16 protein-coding genes are annotated in these 15,545 nt (G+C 67.0%); 9 read left to right on the top strand and 7 right to left on the bottom strand.

Annotated features, from left to right (window positions below):
• Positions 1-51 precede the first annotated feature (51 nt).
• A complete protein-coding gene (locus ACSQ86_RS28525; RefSeq protein WP_093108534.1) occupies positions 52-1,113 on the top strand; it encodes a S1C family serine protease in 1,062 nt (353 codons plus the stop codon).
• A 4-nt stretch (positions 1,114-1,117) separates the two neighbouring features.
• On the opposite strand, the gene ACSQ86_RS28520 is transcribed toward ACSQ86_RS28525, so the two are convergent.
• Positions 1,118-2,176 (bottom strand): sugar phosphate isomerase/epimerase family protein, encoded by a 1,059-nt coding sequence (locus ACSQ86_RS28520; protein ID WP_436306050.1) that lies wholly within the window; start codon positions 2,174-2,176, stop codon positions 1,118-1,120.
• 164 nt (positions 2,177-2,340) lie between these two features.
• On the opposite strand from ACSQ86_RS28520, the gene ACSQ86_RS28515 reads away from it, so the two are divergent.
• Positions 2,341-3,222, top strand: coding sequence for a gamma-glutamyl-gamma-aminobutyrate hydrolase family protein (locus ACSQ86_RS28515; protein WP_436306049.1), 882 nt, complete (start codon positions 2,341-2,343; stop codon positions 3,220-3,222).
• Positions 3,223-3,229: 7 nt separating this feature from the next.
• Here the strand turns inward: ACSQ86_RS28515 and ACSQ86_RS28510 are convergent, their stop codons facing one another.
• The gene (locus ACSQ86_RS28510; protein ID WP_436310114.1) at positions 3,230-3,397 is read right to left on the bottom strand and encodes a hypothetical protein; all 168 of its coding nucleotides are present in this window, start codon (positions 3,395-3,397) and stop codon (positions 3,230-3,232) included.
• Between the two features lie 17 nt (positions 3,398-3,414).
• Complete coding sequence (locus tag ACSQ86_RS28505) at positions 3,415-6,354, bottom strand: DNA topoisomerase III (protein ID WP_436310113.1); 2,940 nt, start codon at positions 6,352-6,354, stop codon at positions 3,415-3,417.
• A gap of 85 nt (positions 6,355-6,439) precedes the next feature.
• On the opposite strand from ACSQ86_RS28505, the gene ACSQ86_RS28500 reads away from it, so the two are divergent.
• The 3 genes from ACSQ86_RS28500 to ACSQ86_RS28490 are packed head-to-tail and all read left to right on the top strand — an operon-like array spanning position 6,440 to position 7,976.
• The gene (locus tag ACSQ86_RS28500; protein ID WP_436306047.1) at positions 6,440-6,985 is read left to right on the top strand and encodes an SET domain-containing protein; all 546 of its coding nucleotides are present in this window, start codon (positions 6,440-6,442) and stop codon (positions 6,983-6,985) included.
• Positions 6,986-6,987: 2 nt separating this feature from the next.
• The gene (locus ACSQ86_RS28495) at positions 6,988-7,776 is read left to right on the top strand and encodes a biotin--[acetyl-CoA-carboxylase] ligase (RefSeq protein ID WP_436310112.1); all 789 of its coding nucleotides are present in this window, start codon (positions 6,988-6,990) and stop codon (positions 7,774-7,776) included.
• 2 nt (positions 7,777-7,778) lie between these two features.
• Entirely contained in the window at positions 7,779-7,976 is a 198-nt protein-coding gene (locus tag ACSQ86_RS28490) for a sporulation protein (protein ID WP_093108540.1), read from the top strand.
• Here the strand turns inward: ACSQ86_RS28490 and ACSQ86_RS28485 are convergent.
• From ACSQ86_RS28485 to ACSQ86_RS28475, 3 genes are read right to left on the bottom strand one after another with little or no spacing between them, the layout of a single operon-like run.
• Complete coding sequence (locus tag ACSQ86_RS28485; protein ID WP_436310111.1) at positions 7,973-9,421, bottom strand: sensor histidine kinase N-terminal domain-containing protein; 1,449 nt, start codon at positions 9,419-9,421, stop codon at positions 7,973-7,975. The two genes, ACSQ86_RS28490 and ACSQ86_RS28485, sit on opposite strands and share 4 nt — an antisense overlap.
• A gap of 16 nt (positions 9,422-9,437) precedes the next feature.
• A complete protein-coding gene (locus tag ACSQ86_RS28480) occupies positions 9,438-10,109 on the bottom strand; it encodes a response regulator (RefSeq protein ID WP_086920396.1) in 672 nt (223 codons plus the stop codon).
• A 24-nt stretch (positions 10,110-10,133) separates the two neighbouring features.
• Positions 10,134-10,619: a MarR family winged helix-turn-helix transcriptional regulator gene (locus ACSQ86_RS28475; RefSeq protein WP_436306044.1), complete on the bottom strand. Its 486-nt coding sequence runs from the start codon at positions 10,617-10,619 to the stop codon at positions 10,134-10,136.
• A 147-nt stretch (positions 10,620-10,766) separates the two neighbouring features.
• On the opposite strand from ACSQ86_RS28475, the gene recA reads away from it, so the two are divergent.
• Together recA and recX are read left to right on the top strand one after the other, a co-directional pair.
• Positions 10,767-11,834 (top strand): recombinase RecA, encoded by a 1,068-nt coding sequence (recA, locus tag ACSQ86_RS28470; protein WP_436306043.1) that lies wholly within the window; start codon positions 10,767-10,769, stop codon positions 11,832-11,834.
• 10 nt (positions 11,835-11,844) lie between these two features.
• Entirely contained in the window at positions 11,845-12,294 is a 450-nt protein-coding gene (gene recX / locus ACSQ86_RS28465) for a recombination regulator RecX (protein ID WP_436310110.1), read from the top strand.
• Positions 12,295-12,324: 30 nt separating this feature from the next.
• Here recX and argC read toward each other — a convergent pair whose 3' ends face one another.
• A complete protein-coding gene (gene argC, locus ACSQ86_RS28460) occupies positions 12,325-13,254 on the bottom strand; it encodes an N-acetyl-gamma-glutamyl-phosphate reductase (RefSeq protein WP_436310109.1) in 930 nt (309 codons plus the stop codon).
• A 191-nt stretch (positions 13,255-13,445) separates the two neighbouring features.
• On the opposite strand from argC, the gene sucC reads away from it, so the two are divergent.
• Positions 13,446-14,612 carry an ADP-forming succinate--CoA ligase subunit beta gene (gene sucC, locus ACSQ86_RS28455; RefSeq protein WP_214694938.1) on the top strand — a complete coding sequence of 389 codons (1,167 nt, stop codon included), beginning with the start codon at positions 13,446-13,448 and terminating at the stop codon, positions 14,610-14,612.
• A 9-nt stretch (positions 14,613-14,621) separates the two neighbouring features.
• Positions 14,622-15,515 carry a succinate--CoA ligase subunit alpha gene (gene sucD / locus ACSQ86_RS28450; RefSeq protein ID WP_214694940.1) on the top strand — a complete coding sequence of 298 codons (894 nt, stop codon included), beginning with the start codon at positions 14,622-14,624 and terminating at the stop codon, positions 15,513-15,515.
• Positions 15,516-15,545 lie beyond the last annotated feature (30 nt).

Below are 15,545 nucleotides of genomic sequence, written 5' to 3'. Positions count from 1 at the left end.
GGTCGCTTGCGGCGCACCATCACACTCAACTTCGTTCCAAGGAGCGCGGCCATGAAGACTCGAGAATCGCCCCGACGGTTGTGGGCGTTGGTCGCCTGCGCCCTCTGGTTGTTCGCTCTGTCCGTGCTCTCTGCGGCGCATGCCGCCACCCCCGGCGCGCCGCGCCAGACCGAAGCCGTGTCCCCGCAGGTCCAGGCCCTCCAGCGCGCGGGCGACGCGGTCGTCGCACTGCGCATCACCGCGACCGAGGGCGCCACCTCGGCCGACACCCTCGGGATGCGGCGATCGGGCTCCGGCGTGGTGATCGGGCCCGAAGGCCTGATCCTCACCATCGGCTATCTGCTGCTGGAAGCCGAGACCATCGAAGTCATCACGCAGGACGATCGCACGCTGCCTGCGCGCCAGATCGCCTACGACCTCGCGACCGGCTTCGGCCTGCTGCGCCCGTTGGTGCCGCTGCGCGGCGTCGAGCCGGTGCCGCTGGCAGGCGTCGCCGGCCTGACGCCGGGCGAGCCGCTGCTGGTCGCCACCGGCAGCAGCAGCGGCACCGAAGTGGGCTTCACGCGCCTGATCGCGACGCGGCCTTTCTCGGGCTATTGGGAATACCACATCGAATCGGCGCTCTTCACCAGCCCGCCGGTGGCCAACCACAGCGGCGCACCGCTCTTCAACCGCAACGGCGAGCTGGTCGGCATCGGCAGCCTGTTCGTGCTGGAAGCCGCGGGCGCCGATCGCACGCTGCCGGGCAACATGTTCGTGCCGGTCGAGTTGCTGCGCCCGGTGCTGGCGGAGATGCAGTCCACCGGCCGCACGCGGGCGAGCATCCGGCCCTGGCTCGGCCTGTCGTCCTCGGAACGCGACGGGCATGTGCAGATCGTGCGCGTGGACCGGCAGGGGCCCGCGCTGGCGGCGGGGCTTCAGCCCGGCGACGTGGTGCTGGAGGTCGACGGCATCGAGGTCGCCACGCTCGAGGCCTTCTACAAGCAGCTCTGGAAACGGCCGGCACCCGATGCGGAGGTGGTGCTCACGGTGCAGCAGGGCTCGGAGACGCGCAAGATCCGGATCCAGGCGGTCGACCGCATGCAGACCCTGCGCAAGCCTTCCGGTATCTAGGGATTTAAGGCGCGATCCCCAGCATCCCCTTGTTGGCCACTGTGTCGACGCCGCCGGCCGCGAAGTCGTCGAAGGCCCGGTCGGCCACGCGGATGATGTGGTCGGCGATGAATTTCGCACCCTCGCGGGCGCCGTCCTCGGGGTGCTTGATGCAGCACTCCCATTCGAGCACCGCCCAGCCCGGGAAGTCGGAGGCCGCCATCTTCGAGAAGATCGCCCTGAAGTCGACCTGGCCGTCGCCCAGCGAGCGGAAGCGCCCTGCTCTGTTGATCCATGACTGGAAGCCGCCGTAGACGCCCTGCTTGCCGGTCCGGTTGAACTCCGCATCCTTCACGTGAAAGATCTTGATGCGCTCGTGGTAGTGGTCGATGTAGGCCAGGTAGTCGAGTTGCTGCAGCACGAAGTGGCTCGGGTCGTACAGCAGGCAGGCGCGCGGGTGCTGGCCCACGCGCTCGAGGAACATCTCGTAGCTCACGCCGTCGTGCAGGTCCTCGCCCGGATGGATCTCGTAGCAGACGTCGACGCCGGCATCGTCGAAGGCATTGAGGATCGGCAGCCAGCGCCGCGCGAGTTCGTCGAAGGCCTCTTCGATCAGTCCCGGCGGGCGCGGCGGCCACGAATAAAGATAGGGCCAGGCGAGCGCGCCGGAGAAAGTCGCATGCGCCGTGAGTCCGAGATGGGCCGAGGCGCGGGCCGCCAGGTGCAGTTGTTCCACCGCCCACTGCTGGCGCCGGGCCGGGTTGTTGCGCACCTCGGGTGCGGCGAAGCCGTCGAAGCCGGCGTCGTAGGCCGGATGCACGGCCACCAGCTGGCCCTGCAGATGGGTCGAGAGCTCGGTGATCTCGATACCGTGCCGCTCCAGCATGCCCTTCACTTCGTCGCAATAGGTCTTGCTTTCCGCGGCCGTCTTGAGATCGAAGAGGCGGGCGTCCCAGCTCGGGATCTGTACCCCCTTGTAGCCGAGGCTCGCCGCCCAGGCGGCAATGGTGTCGAGCGAATCGAAGGGTGCGCTGTCACCCGCGAACTGGGCCAGGAAGATGGCCGGGCCCTTGATGGTCTTCATGGGTATCTCCTGGGGTCACGAACAGAAAAGAGGCGATCCTATCTCCGCGGCGCTGTCCGACGCAGCTGGGGTGGCTGTCGTCTGCGCGGGCCTTTCGAACGTTTCACAATACTCTTCTGTTCACCAAGGGCGGCGCGGCCCGCGCGGCGCCAGCCTTGATTGCGATGCCACAAACCGTTTCCGGACGCCTCAAGATCGGCCTGTCTGCCTGCTTCTCCCACGCCGACCCGGAGCGTTCGCTGTTCACCAACAAGACGCTGCAGTATGTCGAGCAGTCCATCGCGCACTGGCTGATGTCGGCCGGCGCGATGGTGGTGATGGTGCCCTGCCCGACCGGCGAAACGGCGCGCGGCGACACCAAGCTCTCGCACTATGCGGAGTGGCTCGACGGCGTGGTGATGCATGGCGGCGCCGACGTCTGGCCCGGCAGCTACGGCGAGGTGCCGCTGAAGGACGCCTGGATCGGCGACCGCGTCCGCGACCTTTACGACCTTGCGCTGGTCGAGGCCTTCGAGGAAGTCGGCAAGCCGATCTTCGGCGTCTGCCGCGGCCTGCAGCTCATCAACGTGGCCTTCGGCGGCACGCTCTACCAGGATATCGAGGCGCAGCATCCCAGCGGCATCCGGCATCGCGACCCGGTGGCCTACGACCAGCACTTCCACGACATCCGCATCACGCCGGGCTCGCGCCTGTCGAAGCTCTATCCGGGCATGGAGACGGCGCGCGTCAACAGCATCCATCACCAGGGCGTGAAGGACATCGCGCCCGGCTTCGAGGTCGACGCTTGGAGCATCCCCGACCACGTGCCTGAAGCCATCCGCCGCCGGGTCGACCGCGGCCGCAGCTACATCGCCGCCACCCAGTGGCATCCGGAGTTCCACAAGTACGGCAGCACCGAGACCGTGGACGACACGGCCATCCTGCAGGACTTTCTCTGGGCCTGCGCGACGGCAAAGGTGAGCCCGCGGGGGCCGCTGCGCAGCGCGCCGGGCCGCATCCGCAACCGCGCGGCGCGGCTGCTGCGGCAGGCGCTGCTGATGCGCTAATTGCTGCTTAGCGGTTGCGGCTTCCGCTGACGGCCGCGTCGATGGTGCCGAACACTGTGATGCCGCTGCCGCCGGTGGTGGCGGAGCGGTCGCCGTCGGCAACAGCTCGCGATGCGCAGCCGGCGACGGTGCCGAGCGCGATCGCGACGAGGAGCATGGAACCGAGTTTCTTCACAGGAATCTCCTTCTTGATCAGCCGAGGTGCTTGCCCACGATACCCGCGAGCTCGAACATCGTCACCTGGTCCTTGCCGAACACCGGCTTGAGCTTGGCGTCGGCGTTGATGGCCCGCTTGTTGGCCGCATCCTGCAGGCCGTTGGCCTTGATGTAGTCCCACAGCTTCTTGATGACTTCGGTGCGCGCCACGGGTTCCGCGCCGATCACCGCGGCCAGGGCCTCGCTGGGCTTGAGTCCGGCGCCCGGCTTGCGTGGCGCCTTGGGCGCGGCGGCCTTCTTCGCGGGCGCGGCCTTCTTGGCTGCGGGCGTCTTCGTCTTCGCGGCAGCCGCCTTTTTTGCGGCCGCCGGCGCCGCCCTGGCAAAGGTCTTGCGCGGCGGGAACTTGCTGTCGCGCGGCGCGAACTCGAAAGTCACCTTGCCTTCGTCCTTGTTCCAGGCGAGGAAGGCCTTGAACGGACGGCGCGTGCGCATCGAGACGAACTTGTCGAGCAGGTCGGTCTTGCCGGTGGCGAGCAGCTTCTCGACCTGGGCGCGCTCCACCGGCTGCTGCAGGATGATCTTGCCGGTCTTGAAGTCGCAGCTCGGCGTCGGCTGCTCGGTCGTCGGCACCGACTTCTCGCAGATGTAGTTGCTGCCGTTCTCGAACACGCGCGCGCCGCACTTCGGGCACGGGCCCAGCGACTGCTGGCCGCTGAAGTCGATGATCTCGCCGCTCTCGGCATTCTTGTCGTCGCCGAAGTCGAACTCGAGCTTCCAGTTCTTCGCCTCCTCGTCGTACTTGAGCACGATCTCCGAGACGAAGGGCCAGCCGGCCTTGGAGCGAAAGCCTTCGAGGGGGCCGATGTGCTTGTCGCGCAGCAGCGCCTCGGCCTCGGCCACTTCGAAGGTGCGGCCGGCCGGCGACTTGCCGAAGGAGAAGCCGCAGGGCTCCTGGCCCAATTTGCCGGTGCAGGCATAGCGGCGGTAGTTCTCCTTCACCACGCCGCCGCAGTTGGGGCACGGCGTCGCCAGCGTCGCGTAGTCGCCGGGCACGGTGTCGCGGTCGTACTCCTTGGCCTTCTTGACGATGTGCTCCGTCATCTCGGCGATCTCGCGCATGAAGGCTTCGCGGCTGAGCTTGCCGTGCTCCATCTGCGCGAGCTTGTGTTCCCATTCGCCGGTGAGCTCGGCCTTGGAGAGTTCTTCCACGCCGAGGCCGCGCAACAGCGTCATGAGCTGGAAGGCCTTGGCGGTCGGAATGAGTTCGCGGCCTTCGCGGTGGATGTACTTCTCGGCCAAGAGCCCTTCGATGATCGCGGCGCGCGTGGCCGGCGTGCCCAGGCCTTTTTCCTGCATCGCCTCGCGCAGCTCGTCGTCGTCGATGGTCTTGCCCGCGCCTTCCATGGCGCCGAGCAGCGTGGCTTCGGAATAGCGCGCGGGCGGACGGGTCTTGAGTCCCTTGGTCTCCACCGATTCGGCGCGCACCATCTCGCCGGGCTTGACCGGCACCAGCCGCTTGCCGTCCTTGTCGTCTTCCTTCTCGTCGTCCTGCGCTTCCTTGCCGTAGATCGCGAGCCAGCCCGGCTTGACCAGCACCTTGCCGTCGGTGCGGAACGGGTACTTCCTGCCGCCCTGCTCCACCGTGCTGATGCGCGTGGTCACCTGGTACTCGGCGCTCGGGAAGAAGACCGAGAGGAAGCGCCGCACCACGAAGTCGTAGAGCCGCTGCTCGGCGTCCGACAGGCCGCTGGGCGCCTGCAGCGTCGGGATGATCGCAAAGTGATCGCTGACCTTGGCGTTGTCGAAGACGCGCTTCGAGGGCTTCACGTAGTTGTCGTCGAGCGCCTGCTTCGCAAAGGGCGCGAGATGCTTCATGCCGCTGTTGGCGAGCATGCCCATGGTCTGCTTGACCACCGGCAGGTAGTCCTCGGGCAGCGCGCGCGAGTCGGTCCGCGGATAGGTCAATGCCTTGTGGCGCTCGTAGAGGCTTTGCGCGAGCGCGAGCGTGGTCTTGGCGCTGAAGCCGAAGCGGCTGTTGGCTTCGCGCTGCAGTGAGGTCAGGTCGAACAAGAGCGGCGAGGCCTGCGTGGTGGGCTTGCTTTCCTCGGTGACGCTGGCGGGCTTGCCGCGCGCGGCCTCGGCGATGGCCGTGGCGTCGCGTTCGTTCCATACGCGATCGGCGCGCTGCTCGGGATCGGGCGCGCCGTCGGGGCCGGGCGGCGGCTTCTTCCAGTTCGGATCGAACCACTTGCCGGGGTACTCGCCCGCCTCGGCGGCAAAGCTGCCGTGCACCTCCCAGTAGTCGCGGCTCACGAACTTGCGGATTTTTTCTTCGCGCTCGACCACCACCGACAGCGTCGGCGTCTGCACGCGGCCGACGGTGGTGAGGAAGAAGCCGCCGTCGCGCGAATTGAACGCGGTCATCGCGCGCGTGCCGTTGATGCCGACCAGCCAGTCGGCCTCGGAGCGCGAACGCGCCGCATCGGCCAGGCCCTGCATCTGCTGCTCGTTGCGCAGCTGCTCGAAGCCGTCGCGAATGGCCTGCGGGGTCATCGACTGCAGCCACAGGCGCTTGACCGGCTTGCCCAGCGGCGCCTTGCCGCCGGCGTACTGTTCGATCAGGCGGAAGATCAACTCGCCCTCGCGGCCCGCGTCGCAGGCGTTGATGAGCTGGGTCACGTCCTTGCGCTTGGCCTGCTTCACCACCGCGTTGAGGCGGGTCTTGGTCTTGTCGACCGGCTTCAGGTCGAAGCGCGGCGGGATCACCGGCAGGTTGGCAAAGCTCCACTTGCCGCGCTTCACGTCGAACTCCTCCGGCGCCTGGATCTCGACCAGGTGGCCCACGGCGCTGGTGACGACGTACTTCTCGTTCTCGAAATGTTCCTCGTGCTTGTCGAACTTGCCGGCCACCGGCGTGAGCGCGCGCACGATGTCCTGGGCCACCGATGGCTTCTCTGCAATTACCAAAGTCTTCATTGACAAGTCGTCCTTACAATCTGGCGCTTCTCGCGTGCGTACGCGCACGCGCATGCGTACATATTCAAACTAACAGACTTCGGCGATGCCTTCCAAATCCCCTATTTCCGGCGGCCGCCGCATCCAGACGCGGCGCTCCGGCGTTCACGGCAACGGCGTGTTCGCCGTGCAGGACCTCGCCGAGGGCGAGACGCTGATCGAATACAAGGGCGAGCTCATCACCTGGAAGGAGGCCTTGCGCCGCCATCCGCACGACCCGGCGCAGCCGAACCATACCTTCTACTTCCACATCGATGACGGGCGTGTGATCGACGGCGGCGTGAAGGGCAATGCCGCGCGCTGGATCAACCATTCCTGCGAGCCCAACTGCGAGGCCGACGAAACCGACGGCCGGGTCTTCATCAAGGCACTGCGCAACATCGCGGCCGGCGAGGAGCTCAACTACGACTACGGGCTGATCATCGACGAGCCCTACACGAAGAAGCTCAAGGCCGACTTCCCCTGCTGGTGCGGCTCCGAAAGCTGCCGCGGCACCCTGCTGGCGCCCAAGTCCGACGACAAGAAAAAAGACAAGAAGAAAAAGAAGGACAAGAAGAAGGCCAAGAAGAACGGCAAGGACGACAAGCGCTGACCATGGCCACCCCCTGGTTCGAAGACGAGATCGCCGCCGCCCTGGCCCCGCTGCTGCCGGGGCTTTCGGTCGAGGTCGTTGCCGAGATCGATTCGACCAGCAGCGAGCTGATGCGGCGCGCCCGCGACGGCCGCTCGTCGCCGGTGCTGCTGGTGGCCGAGCGGCAGACCGCCGGCCGGGGCCGCATGGGGCGCCTCTGGCAGAGCGCACAGGATCGAGACGAACCTGCCTCGCTGACTTTTTCGCTCGGCCTGCCGCTCTTGCCCAGGGACTGGTCGGGGCTTTCGCTCGCGGTCGGCGTCAGCGTGGCGGAAAGCCTGGACTCGTCGAAGGCAGGGGGCATTGCGCTCAAGTGGCCCAACGACCTGTGGGTCGAGGACCGCAAGCTCGGCGGCATCCTGATCGAAACCGCCCTGCCCCAGAACGGCACGGCCGAGCGCTACCTGGTGATCGGCATCGGCCTCAACATCGGGCCGCGCGAGGCCGCGGGCCTTAGCACCGCGCCGGCATGGATCCGGCAGTGGCGCCCGCGTGCCACCGCGCCCGAGCTGCTGCGCGAGATCGTGGTGCCGCTGGTGGACGACGTGCTGCTGTTCGGCGAGCGCGGCTTCGTGCCCTTTGCCGAGCGCTTCGCGGCGCGCGACATCCTGCGCGGCCGCGAGGTGCAGCTCAGCGACGGCATCGTGGGCCGCTGCGAGGGCGTGGGCTGGGGCGGCGAGCTCCTGGTCCAGACGGCCTCCGGCATGAAGACGATCACCAGCGCCGAAGTCAGCGTGCGGCCGGTGCAGTAGGCATGTTGCTGCGCGCACTGGTTCTTCTGCTGCTGGTGGCCAATGTGGGCTACTTCGCGTGGACCCGCGGCGGTCTCGCCATGTTCGGCACGACACCGGCGCGCTTCAGCGAGACCGAACCGGAGCGGCTGGCGCAACAGCTGCGGCCGCAGCTGCTGCAGATACGCAAGGACGAGGCGCCTGCTGCGCTGAAGCCTTAGGCGTTGTCGCCCCCGTCGGCGTCGAAGCGCAGGCTGAAGCGCGTGCCCGGTGGGCGCTGGCCCGGATGGGCGTCTTCCAGCTGCACCGTCGCATGGTGCTGCCGCGCGATCTCCCGCACGATCGGCAGGCCCAGCCCCGAGCCGTCGGCCTCGTTGCCGAGCACGCGGTAGAAGGGCTCGAACACCAGTTCGCGTTCGTGCTCGGCGATGCCGGGGCCGTTGTCCTCGATCTGCAGCACGATGATGCGGCCGAAGGGATCGCCCAGCACGCGGGCCGTGATCACGCCCGGCCGCTCGGGCGCCGAGGGCGTGTAGTTGATGGCGTTGTCGACCAGGTTGCGCACCAGCTCCTTGAGCAGCGTCGGGTTGCCCTCGAGCACGACGCCCGGCGCGCCCGCCTCGGCGCCGTCGTAGCCCAGGTCGATGCGCTTCTCGATCGCACGCGGCACCGCTTCGCGCACCACCTCGATGGCGAGGCGCGCCAGGTCGCAAGGCTGGCGCGCGATGCTGGCGCCGCTGCCCTCCGCGCGCGCCAGCGACAGCAGCTGGTTCACCGTGTGCGTGGCGCGCATGCTCGCGCGGCCGATCTGCTTGAGCGACTGCTTGAGCTCGTTCGCATTGGCGCCCTCGCGCTGCGCCAGGTCGGCCTGCATGCGCAGCCCTGCGAGCGGCGTCTTGAGCTGGTGCGCCGCGTCGGCCAGGAAGCGCTTCTGCGTGCCGATGGAATCGTTGAGCTTGCTCAGCAGGTCGTTGACCGACAGCACCAGCGGCACCACCTCGAGCGGCACCGAGGATTCGTCGAGCGGGCTCAGGTCGCCGGGCCGGCGCTCGCGGATGCGCGCCTCCACCACCGACAGCGGCTTGATGCCGCGCACCAGCGCGAGCCAGATCAGCAGCACCGCGAGCGGCAGGATCGCGAACTGGGGAAGCAGCACGCCGCTGATGATCTCGGCGGCGAGCACCGACTGCTTCTCGCGCGTCTCGGCCATCTGCAGCAGCACCGGGGGTTCGTCGGCCGTGGCGCCCGCCACCCAGAGCGAGGCCACACGCACCGGCTTGCCGTGCATCTCGCCGTCGCGCAGGTACACGGTGCCCGTCACCGGCGGCTCGTCGGTATGGGGAAATGGGACGTCGCGCTCGCCGCTCAGCAGCTCGCCATGCCCGTCCAGCACCTGGTAGTACACGCGGTCGGCGTCGTCGCCGCGCAGGATCTCGCGCGCCGCCTGCGGCAGCACGAACTGCGCCGCGCCCTGCTGCAGGTTCACCAGCTTCGCCAGCGTGCGGAGGTTGTGTTGCAGTTCGCGGTCGAAGGGCGCGTTGGCGATGCCCTGCGCGACCAGCCAGGTGACGCCGATGCTGACCGGCACCAGCAGCAGCAGCGGCGTGAGCATCCAATCGAGGATCTCGCCGAAAAGGGAGCGCTGTGCGCGCTGGAAGAGCTTCACCGAAGGCTCAGGGGAATCACGGGATCTTCTCGAGGCAGTAGCCAAGGCCGCGCACGGTGGCAATGTGGATCGGGCCCTTTTCGATCTTCTTGCGCAGCCGATGGATGTAGACCTCGATCGCGTTGAGGCTCACTTCCTCGCCCCATTCGCACAGCCGCTCGACCAGCTGGTCCTTGCTCACCAGCCGGCCGGCGCGCTGCAGCAGCACCTCGAGCAGGCCGAGTTCGCGCGCCGAGAGCTCGATCATCTTGCCATCGATGGTCGCCACGCGGCCGGCCTGGTCGTAGACCAGCGGGCCGTGCTTGATCGCATTGCTGGTGGCGCCCATGCCGCGCCGCGTGAGCGCGCGCACGCGCGCCTCGAGTTCCTGCAGCGAGAAGGGCTTGGCCATGTAGTCGTCGGCGCCGTAGTCCAGGCCCTTGACGCGTTCCTCGACGCTGTCGGCCGCCGTCAGCACCAGCACCGGCAGCTGCGAGCCGCGGGCGCGCAGCCGCTTCAAGATTTCGAGGCCGTGCATGTTGGGCAGGCCGAGGTCGAGGATCAGCAGATCGAATTCGCTGTTGGTCATCAGCGCGGCATCGGCCTGCGAACCGGTCGCCACATGGTCGACGGCCGAGCCCGAGGTGCGCAGACTGCGCAGCAGGGCATCCGCCAGCACCTGGTCGTCTTCCGCAATCAGTATTCGCATGGCGTGTCTCCAGACGCTGGGATTCTAGGCCGCGGCATAGGCTTCGAGACCGATGGTTACCACGGTGGCGATCTCGTCGCCGACGCTGGCGCGGAACTCTTTTTCTGCCTGCGCCACGGCATGGCGGAAGGCTTCCAGCCAGGCGAGGCCGTCGGCCGTGAACAGCACCCGCCGCGCGCGCGCATCGAGCGGGTCGGGGCCGCGCGTCACCAGGCCCCAGGCCTCGCACTGGTCGACCAGCGTGCCCATGGCCTGCTTGGTCATGCCGGCGCGCTCGGCGAGTTCGGTCAGGCGCGAGCCTTCGCGCGACAGATGGCGCGTGATGTGGATGTGCGCCGCGCTCACCTGCGCGCGCGCCGCGAGGTTCGACAGCGCCAGCGGCACGTCGGCATCGTGCGCCATCAGCGCCAGCACGCGCTCGTCGAAGCGGCGCATGGCATGGCCCAGCAGGCGGCCCAGGTGGGTTTGGCGCCAAGCGTCGGGGTCGATCGGAAATGCAGGGTCCGTCACGGCTCATCGATAGTAAAGCAAACTGACCAAAAAATGGGTTCACTCGAATCCATCAACCCCTACACTACTGTTCAAGCATCCAGCCTGTGATTAAAAGCAGATTGAATGAACCCAACACAACCCGTTGATATTCAAGGAGATTTCCACATGGACGCACTCGTCAAAGGCACCAGCATCTCGGTCGCAGGCAGCGAAAAGGCCAAGGCCCTGCAGGCCGCGCTCGCCCAGATCGAAAAGCAGTTCGGCAAGGGCACGATCATGCGGCTGGGCGAGGGCGAGGCGCTGGAAGACATCCAGGTGGTTTCCACCGGCTCGCTCGGCCTCGACATCGCGCTCGGCGTCGGCGGCCTGCCACGCGGCCGCGTGATCGAGATCTACGGTCCGGAATCCTCGGGCAAGACCACGCTCACGCTGCAGGTCATCGCCGAGATGCAGCGCCAGGCCGGCACCTGCGCCTTCGTCGATGCCGAGCACGCGCTCGACGTGCAGTACGCGCAGAAGCTCGGCGTGAACCTGTCGGACCTGCTGATCAGCCAGCCCGACACCGGCGAGCAGGCGCTGGAAATCGTCGATTCGCTGGTGCGCTCCGGCGCGGTCGACCTGATCGTGATCGACTCGGTCGCCGCGCTCACGCCCAAGGCCGAAATCGAAGGCGAAATGGGCGACTCGCTGCCCGGCCTGCAGGCCCGCCTGATGAGCCAGGCGCTGCGCAAGCTCACCGCCACCATCAAGAAGACCAACTGCATGGTCATCTTCATCAACCAGATCCGCATGAAGATCGGCGTGATGTTCGGCTCGCCCGAAACCACCACCGGCGGCAATGCGCTGAAGTTCTACGCCTCGGTGCGCCTGGACATTCGCCGCATCGGCACCATCAAGAAGGGCGACGAGGCGATCGGCAACGAGACCAAGGTCAAGGTGGTGAAGAACAAGGTTTCGCCGCCCTTCAAGACGGCCGAGTTCGACATCCTGTTCGGCGAAGGCATCAGCCGCGAGGGCGAAATCATCGACATGGGCGTGAACGCCAAGATCGTCGACAAGTCGGGCGCCTGGTACGCCTACAACGGCGAGAAGATCGGGCAGGGCCGCGACAACGCGCGCGAGTTCCTGCGCGAGAACCCGGCGCTCTCGCGCGAGATCGAGAACAAGGTGCGCGAATCGCTGGGCATTCCGCTTCTGGCCGAAGCGGCAGACGTCACGCCCGCCGAGAAGTAAGCCTCGTGCAATGGCTTTCAGCGCTCCTTCTCTCAAAGGCCGCGCCCTGCGTCTCCTGAGCCAGCGCGAGCATTCGCGCAGCGAGCTCGAGCGCAAGCTGGCCAGGTACGAAGAAGAGCCCGGCACGCTGGCGCGCGCGCTCGACGAGCTGGCCGCCAAAGACTTCATCAGCGAGGCGAGGGTGGTGCAGTCGGTGCTGCACCAGCGCGCGGCACGGCACGGCGCCGCGCGCGTGCGCCAGGAGCTGCTGCACAAGGGCGTTGCGCCCGAAGCGGTGGCCGAAGCGCTCGCAAGCCTCTCGGGCAGCGAGTTCGACCGTGCGCTCGAAGTGTGGCGGCAGCGCTTCGGCACGCTGCCGCATGACGCGGCGGAGCGCGCGAAGCAGACGCGCTTTTTGCTGGCGCGTGGATTTGCCGGCGCCGTCGTGGCAAAGGTCTTGCGGTACGACCCTAACGAGTGAGGGTCAGCCGCGAAATGCAGCTGCGCGGGCTTACAGCCCCAGCATCAGCTTGAGGTTCTGCACCGCGGCGCCGCTGGCGCCCTTGCCCAGGTTGTCCAGCCGCGCGATGACGACGGCATGGCGGTGGTCCTCGTTCGGGAACACGCGGATCTCGAGCTCGTTGGTGTCGTTGAGCGCGAGGGCGTCGATCTTGCCGTCCTCGGTGGGCGGCAGCACCTTCACGAACTTTTCGGGCGTGTTGCTCTTCGCGTAGTGCGCGGCCAGCGCCTCCTGCAGGTCGCCCGCCTTGGGCCGGCCGGGCAGCTCGTCCAGGTGCAGCGGCAGCTGCACCAGCATGCCTTGCTTGAAATTGCCGACCGAGGGGATGAACACCGGCCGGCGCGTGAGGCCGGTGTACTTCATGATCTCGGGGATGTGCTTGTGCTTGAGGCCCAGCGCGTAGGTCTCGAACAGCGGTGCCTTTCCGCCCTCGTAGGCCTCGATCATGGTGCGGCCGCCGCCCGAGTAGCCGCTGACGGAGGGCAGGGCGATCGCATGGTCGGCCGGCAGCAGGCCGGCATCGATCAGCGGGCGGACGATGGCGATCGCGCCGGTCGCGTAGCAGCCGGGGTTGGCCACGCGCTCGGCCTTGGCCACGGCCTCCTTCTGGCCGGCCACCAGTTCGGGGAAGCCGAACACCCAGCCTGCGGCGGTGCGGTGCGCGGTCGAGGCGTCGATGATCTTGGGGCGGCGGCCCTGGCCTTCGAGCTGGTCGATGAGCGCCACCGACTCGCGCGCGGCATCGTCGTGCAGGCAGAGCACCACCAGGTCGACGCCGGCCATCAGCTCGCGCTTGGCGGCCACGTCCTTTCGCAGCTCCGGCGCGATGCTCACGAGTTCGATCTGCGGCATCTTCTGGAGCCGCTCGCGGATCTGGAGGCCGGTGGTGCCGGCTTCGCCGTCGATGAAGACCTTGGGCATGGTGGAAGCCTCGGATTGCCTGGGAAGTCGCGTAAGAAGAAATTACGTATTGGCCGCAGCCACGGCGGGCCGTTGGTGCGGCGCACCATGATACAGTCGCCTGCTGTCCGCCGCCCGATTCCCCAATCGCCGTGGCCCGCGGACAACAGCCAAATTCTCCCGTTCTCAACCTCGTTCCGAGAGACACCCTCATGAAGATTCACGAGTATCAAGGCAAGGAAATTCTTGCCAAGTTCGGCGTGCCTGTGCCGCGAGGCATTCCGGCATACACGGTGCAGGAGGCGGTCGAAGCCGCCCAGAAACTCGGCGGCCCCGTGTGGGTGGTCAAGGCCCAGATCCACGCGGGCGGCCGCGGCAAGGGCGGCGGCGTGAAGGTCGCCAAGAGCATCGACGACGTCAAGAAGCTCGCCGGCGACATCCTCGGCATGCAGCTCAAGACCCACCAGACCGGCCCCGAAGGCCAGAAGGTTCGCCGCCTCTACATCGAGGACGGCGCCGACATCCAGAAGGAATACTACGTCTCGGCCGTCACCGACCGCGCGACGCAGAAGGTGGCCTTCATCGCTTCCAGCGAAGGCGGCATGGACATCGAGGAAGTCGCGCATTCGTCGCCCGAAAAGATCATCACCGTCTTCGCCGACCCCAAGGACGGACTGACCGACGCACAGGCCAAGCAGATCGCCGACGGCATCGGCATCCCGGCCGATTCCACCGCGCAAGCCGTGGACATCTTCAAGAAGCTCTACACCTGCTACATGGAGACGGATGCCTCGCTGGTCGAGATCAACCCGCTCAACCGTGACAGCAAGGGCAACATCATCGCCCTGGACGCCAAGTTCAACTTCGACAGCAACGCGCTGTTCCGCCACCCCGATATCGTGGCCCTGCGCGACCTCGACGAAGAAGACGCGGCCGAAGTCGAAGCCTCGAAGTTCGACCTCGCCTACATCTCGCTGGACGGCAACATCGGCTGCCTGGTGAACGGCGCCGGCCTGGCCATGGCGACCATGGACACCATCAAGCTGTTCGGCGGCGAGCCGGCCAACTTCCTCGACGTGGGCGGCGGCGCCACCCCCGAGAAGGTGACCGAAGCCTTCAAGATCATGCTGAAGAACAAGAACGTCGAGGCCATCCTGGTCAACATCTTCGGCGGCATCATGAAGTGCGACACCATCGCTACCGGCGTGATCGCAGCTTGCAAGGCCGTGAACCTGCAGGTGCCGCTGGTGGTGCGCATGAAGGGCACCAACGAAGTTGAAGGCAAGAAGCTGCTGGCCGATTCGGGCCTGCCCATCATCAGCGCCGACACCATGGCGGAAGCGGCCCAGAAGGTGGTCGCGGCGGTCAAGAAAGCCTAAGGAAACGCCATGTCGATCTACATCAACAAAGACACCAAAGTCATCACCCAGGGCATCACCGGCAAGACCGGTCAGTTCCACACCGAGAAGTGCCAGGAATACGCGAACGGCAAGAACTGCTTCGTGGCCGGCGTGAACCCGAAGAAGGCCGGCGAGTCGATCTTCAACATCCCGATCTTCGGCTCGGTGAAGGAAGCCGCGACGCAAACCGGCGCCACCGTGTCGGTGATCTACGTGCCGCCGGCCGGCGCTGCCGCCGCGATCTGGGAAGCCGTCGAGGCCGATCTGGACATGGCGATCTGCATCACCGAAGGCATCCCGGTGCGCGACATGCTCGAAGTGCGCAACAAGATGAAGGCCAAGGTCGCCGCAGGCGGCAAAGAGACCCTGCTCCTCGGCCCGAACTGCCCCGGCCTGATCACGCCCGACGAGATCAAGATCGGCATCATGCCCGGCCACATCCACAAGAAGGGCCGCATCGGCGTGGTCAGCCGCTCCGGCACGCTGACCTATGAAGCCGTGGCACAGCTCACCGAGATCGGCCTCGGCCAGTCGAGCGCCGTGGGCATCGGCGGCGACCCGATCAACGGCCTGAAGCACATCGACGTGATGAAGGCCTTCAACGACGACCCCGACACCGACGCCGTCATCATGATCGGCGAGATCGGCGGCCCCGACGAAGCCGACGCCGCGCGCTGGTGCAAGGACCACATGAAGAAGCCGATCGTCGGCTTCATCGCCGGCGTGACGGCCCCTCCGGGCAAGCGCATGGGCCACGCAGGCGCCTTGATTTCAGGCGGCGCCGACACGGCGGATGCCAAGCTCGCCATCATGGAAGAGTGCGGTTTCACGGTCACACGAAACTTCTCGGAGCTGGCCAAGCGCCTCAAGGCGCTGCTCTAAAACTTCCGCGTTCCTCGACCACACAAGAAC

Origin of the sequence: Variovorax sp. LjRoot130 (assembly GCF_964253755.1) — a bacterium.
Classification (GTDB): domain Bacteria; phylum Pseudomonadota; class Gammaproteobacteria; order Burkholderiales; family Burkholderiaceae_C; genus Variovorax.
This window is presented reverse-complemented; position numbering and strand designations above follow the sequence as displayed.

Coding starts and splice junctions, on each gene's coding strand:
- ACSQ86_RS28525 (WP_093108534.1), top strand. CDS start 52: ATGAAGACTCGAGAATCGCCCCGACGGTTGTGGGCGTTGGTCGCCTGC.
- ACSQ86_RS28520 (WP_436306050.1), bottom strand. CDS start 2,176: ATGAAGACCATCAAGGGCCCGGCCATCTTCCTGGCCCAGTTCGCGGGT.
- ACSQ86_RS28515 (WP_436306049.1), top strand. CDS start 2,341: ATGCCACAAACCGTTTCCGGACGCCTCAAGATCGGCCTGTCTGCCTGC.
- ACSQ86_RS28505 (WP_436310113.1), bottom strand. CDS start 6,354: ATGAAGACTTTGGTAATTGCAGAGAAGCCATCGGTGGCCCAGGACATC.
- ACSQ86_RS28500 (WP_436306047.1), top strand. CDS start 6,440: ATGCCTTCCAAATCCCCTATTTCCGGCGGCCGCCGCATCCAGACGCGG.
- ACSQ86_RS28495 (WP_436310112.1), top strand. CDS start 6,988: ATGGCCACCCCCTGGTTCGAAGACGAGATCGCCGCCGCCCTGGCCCCG.
- ACSQ86_RS28490 (WP_093108540.1), top strand. CDS start 7,779: ATGTTGCTGCGCGCACTGGTTCTTCTGCTGCTGGTGGCCAATGTGGGC.
- ACSQ86_RS28480 (WP_086920396.1), bottom strand. CDS start 10,109: ATGCGAATACTGATTGCGGAAGACGACCAGGTGCTGGCGGATGCCCTG.
- recA (WP_436306043.1), top strand. CDS start 10,767: ATGGACGCACTCGTCAAAGGCACCAGCATCTCGGTCGCAGGCAGCGAA.
- recX (WP_436310110.1), top strand. CDS start 11,845: ATGGCTTTCAGCGCTCCTTCTCTCAAAGGCCGCGCCCTGCGTCTCCTG.
- argC (WP_436310109.1), bottom strand. CDS start 13,254: ATGCCCAAGGTCTTCATCGACGGCGAAGCCGGCACCACCGGCCTCCAG.
- sucC (WP_214694938.1), top strand. CDS start 13,446: ATGAAGATTCACGAGTATCAAGGCAAGGAAATTCTTGCCAAGTTCGGC.
- sucD (WP_214694940.1), top strand. CDS start 14,622: ATGTCGATCTACATCAACAAAGACACCAAAGTCATCACCCAGGGCATC.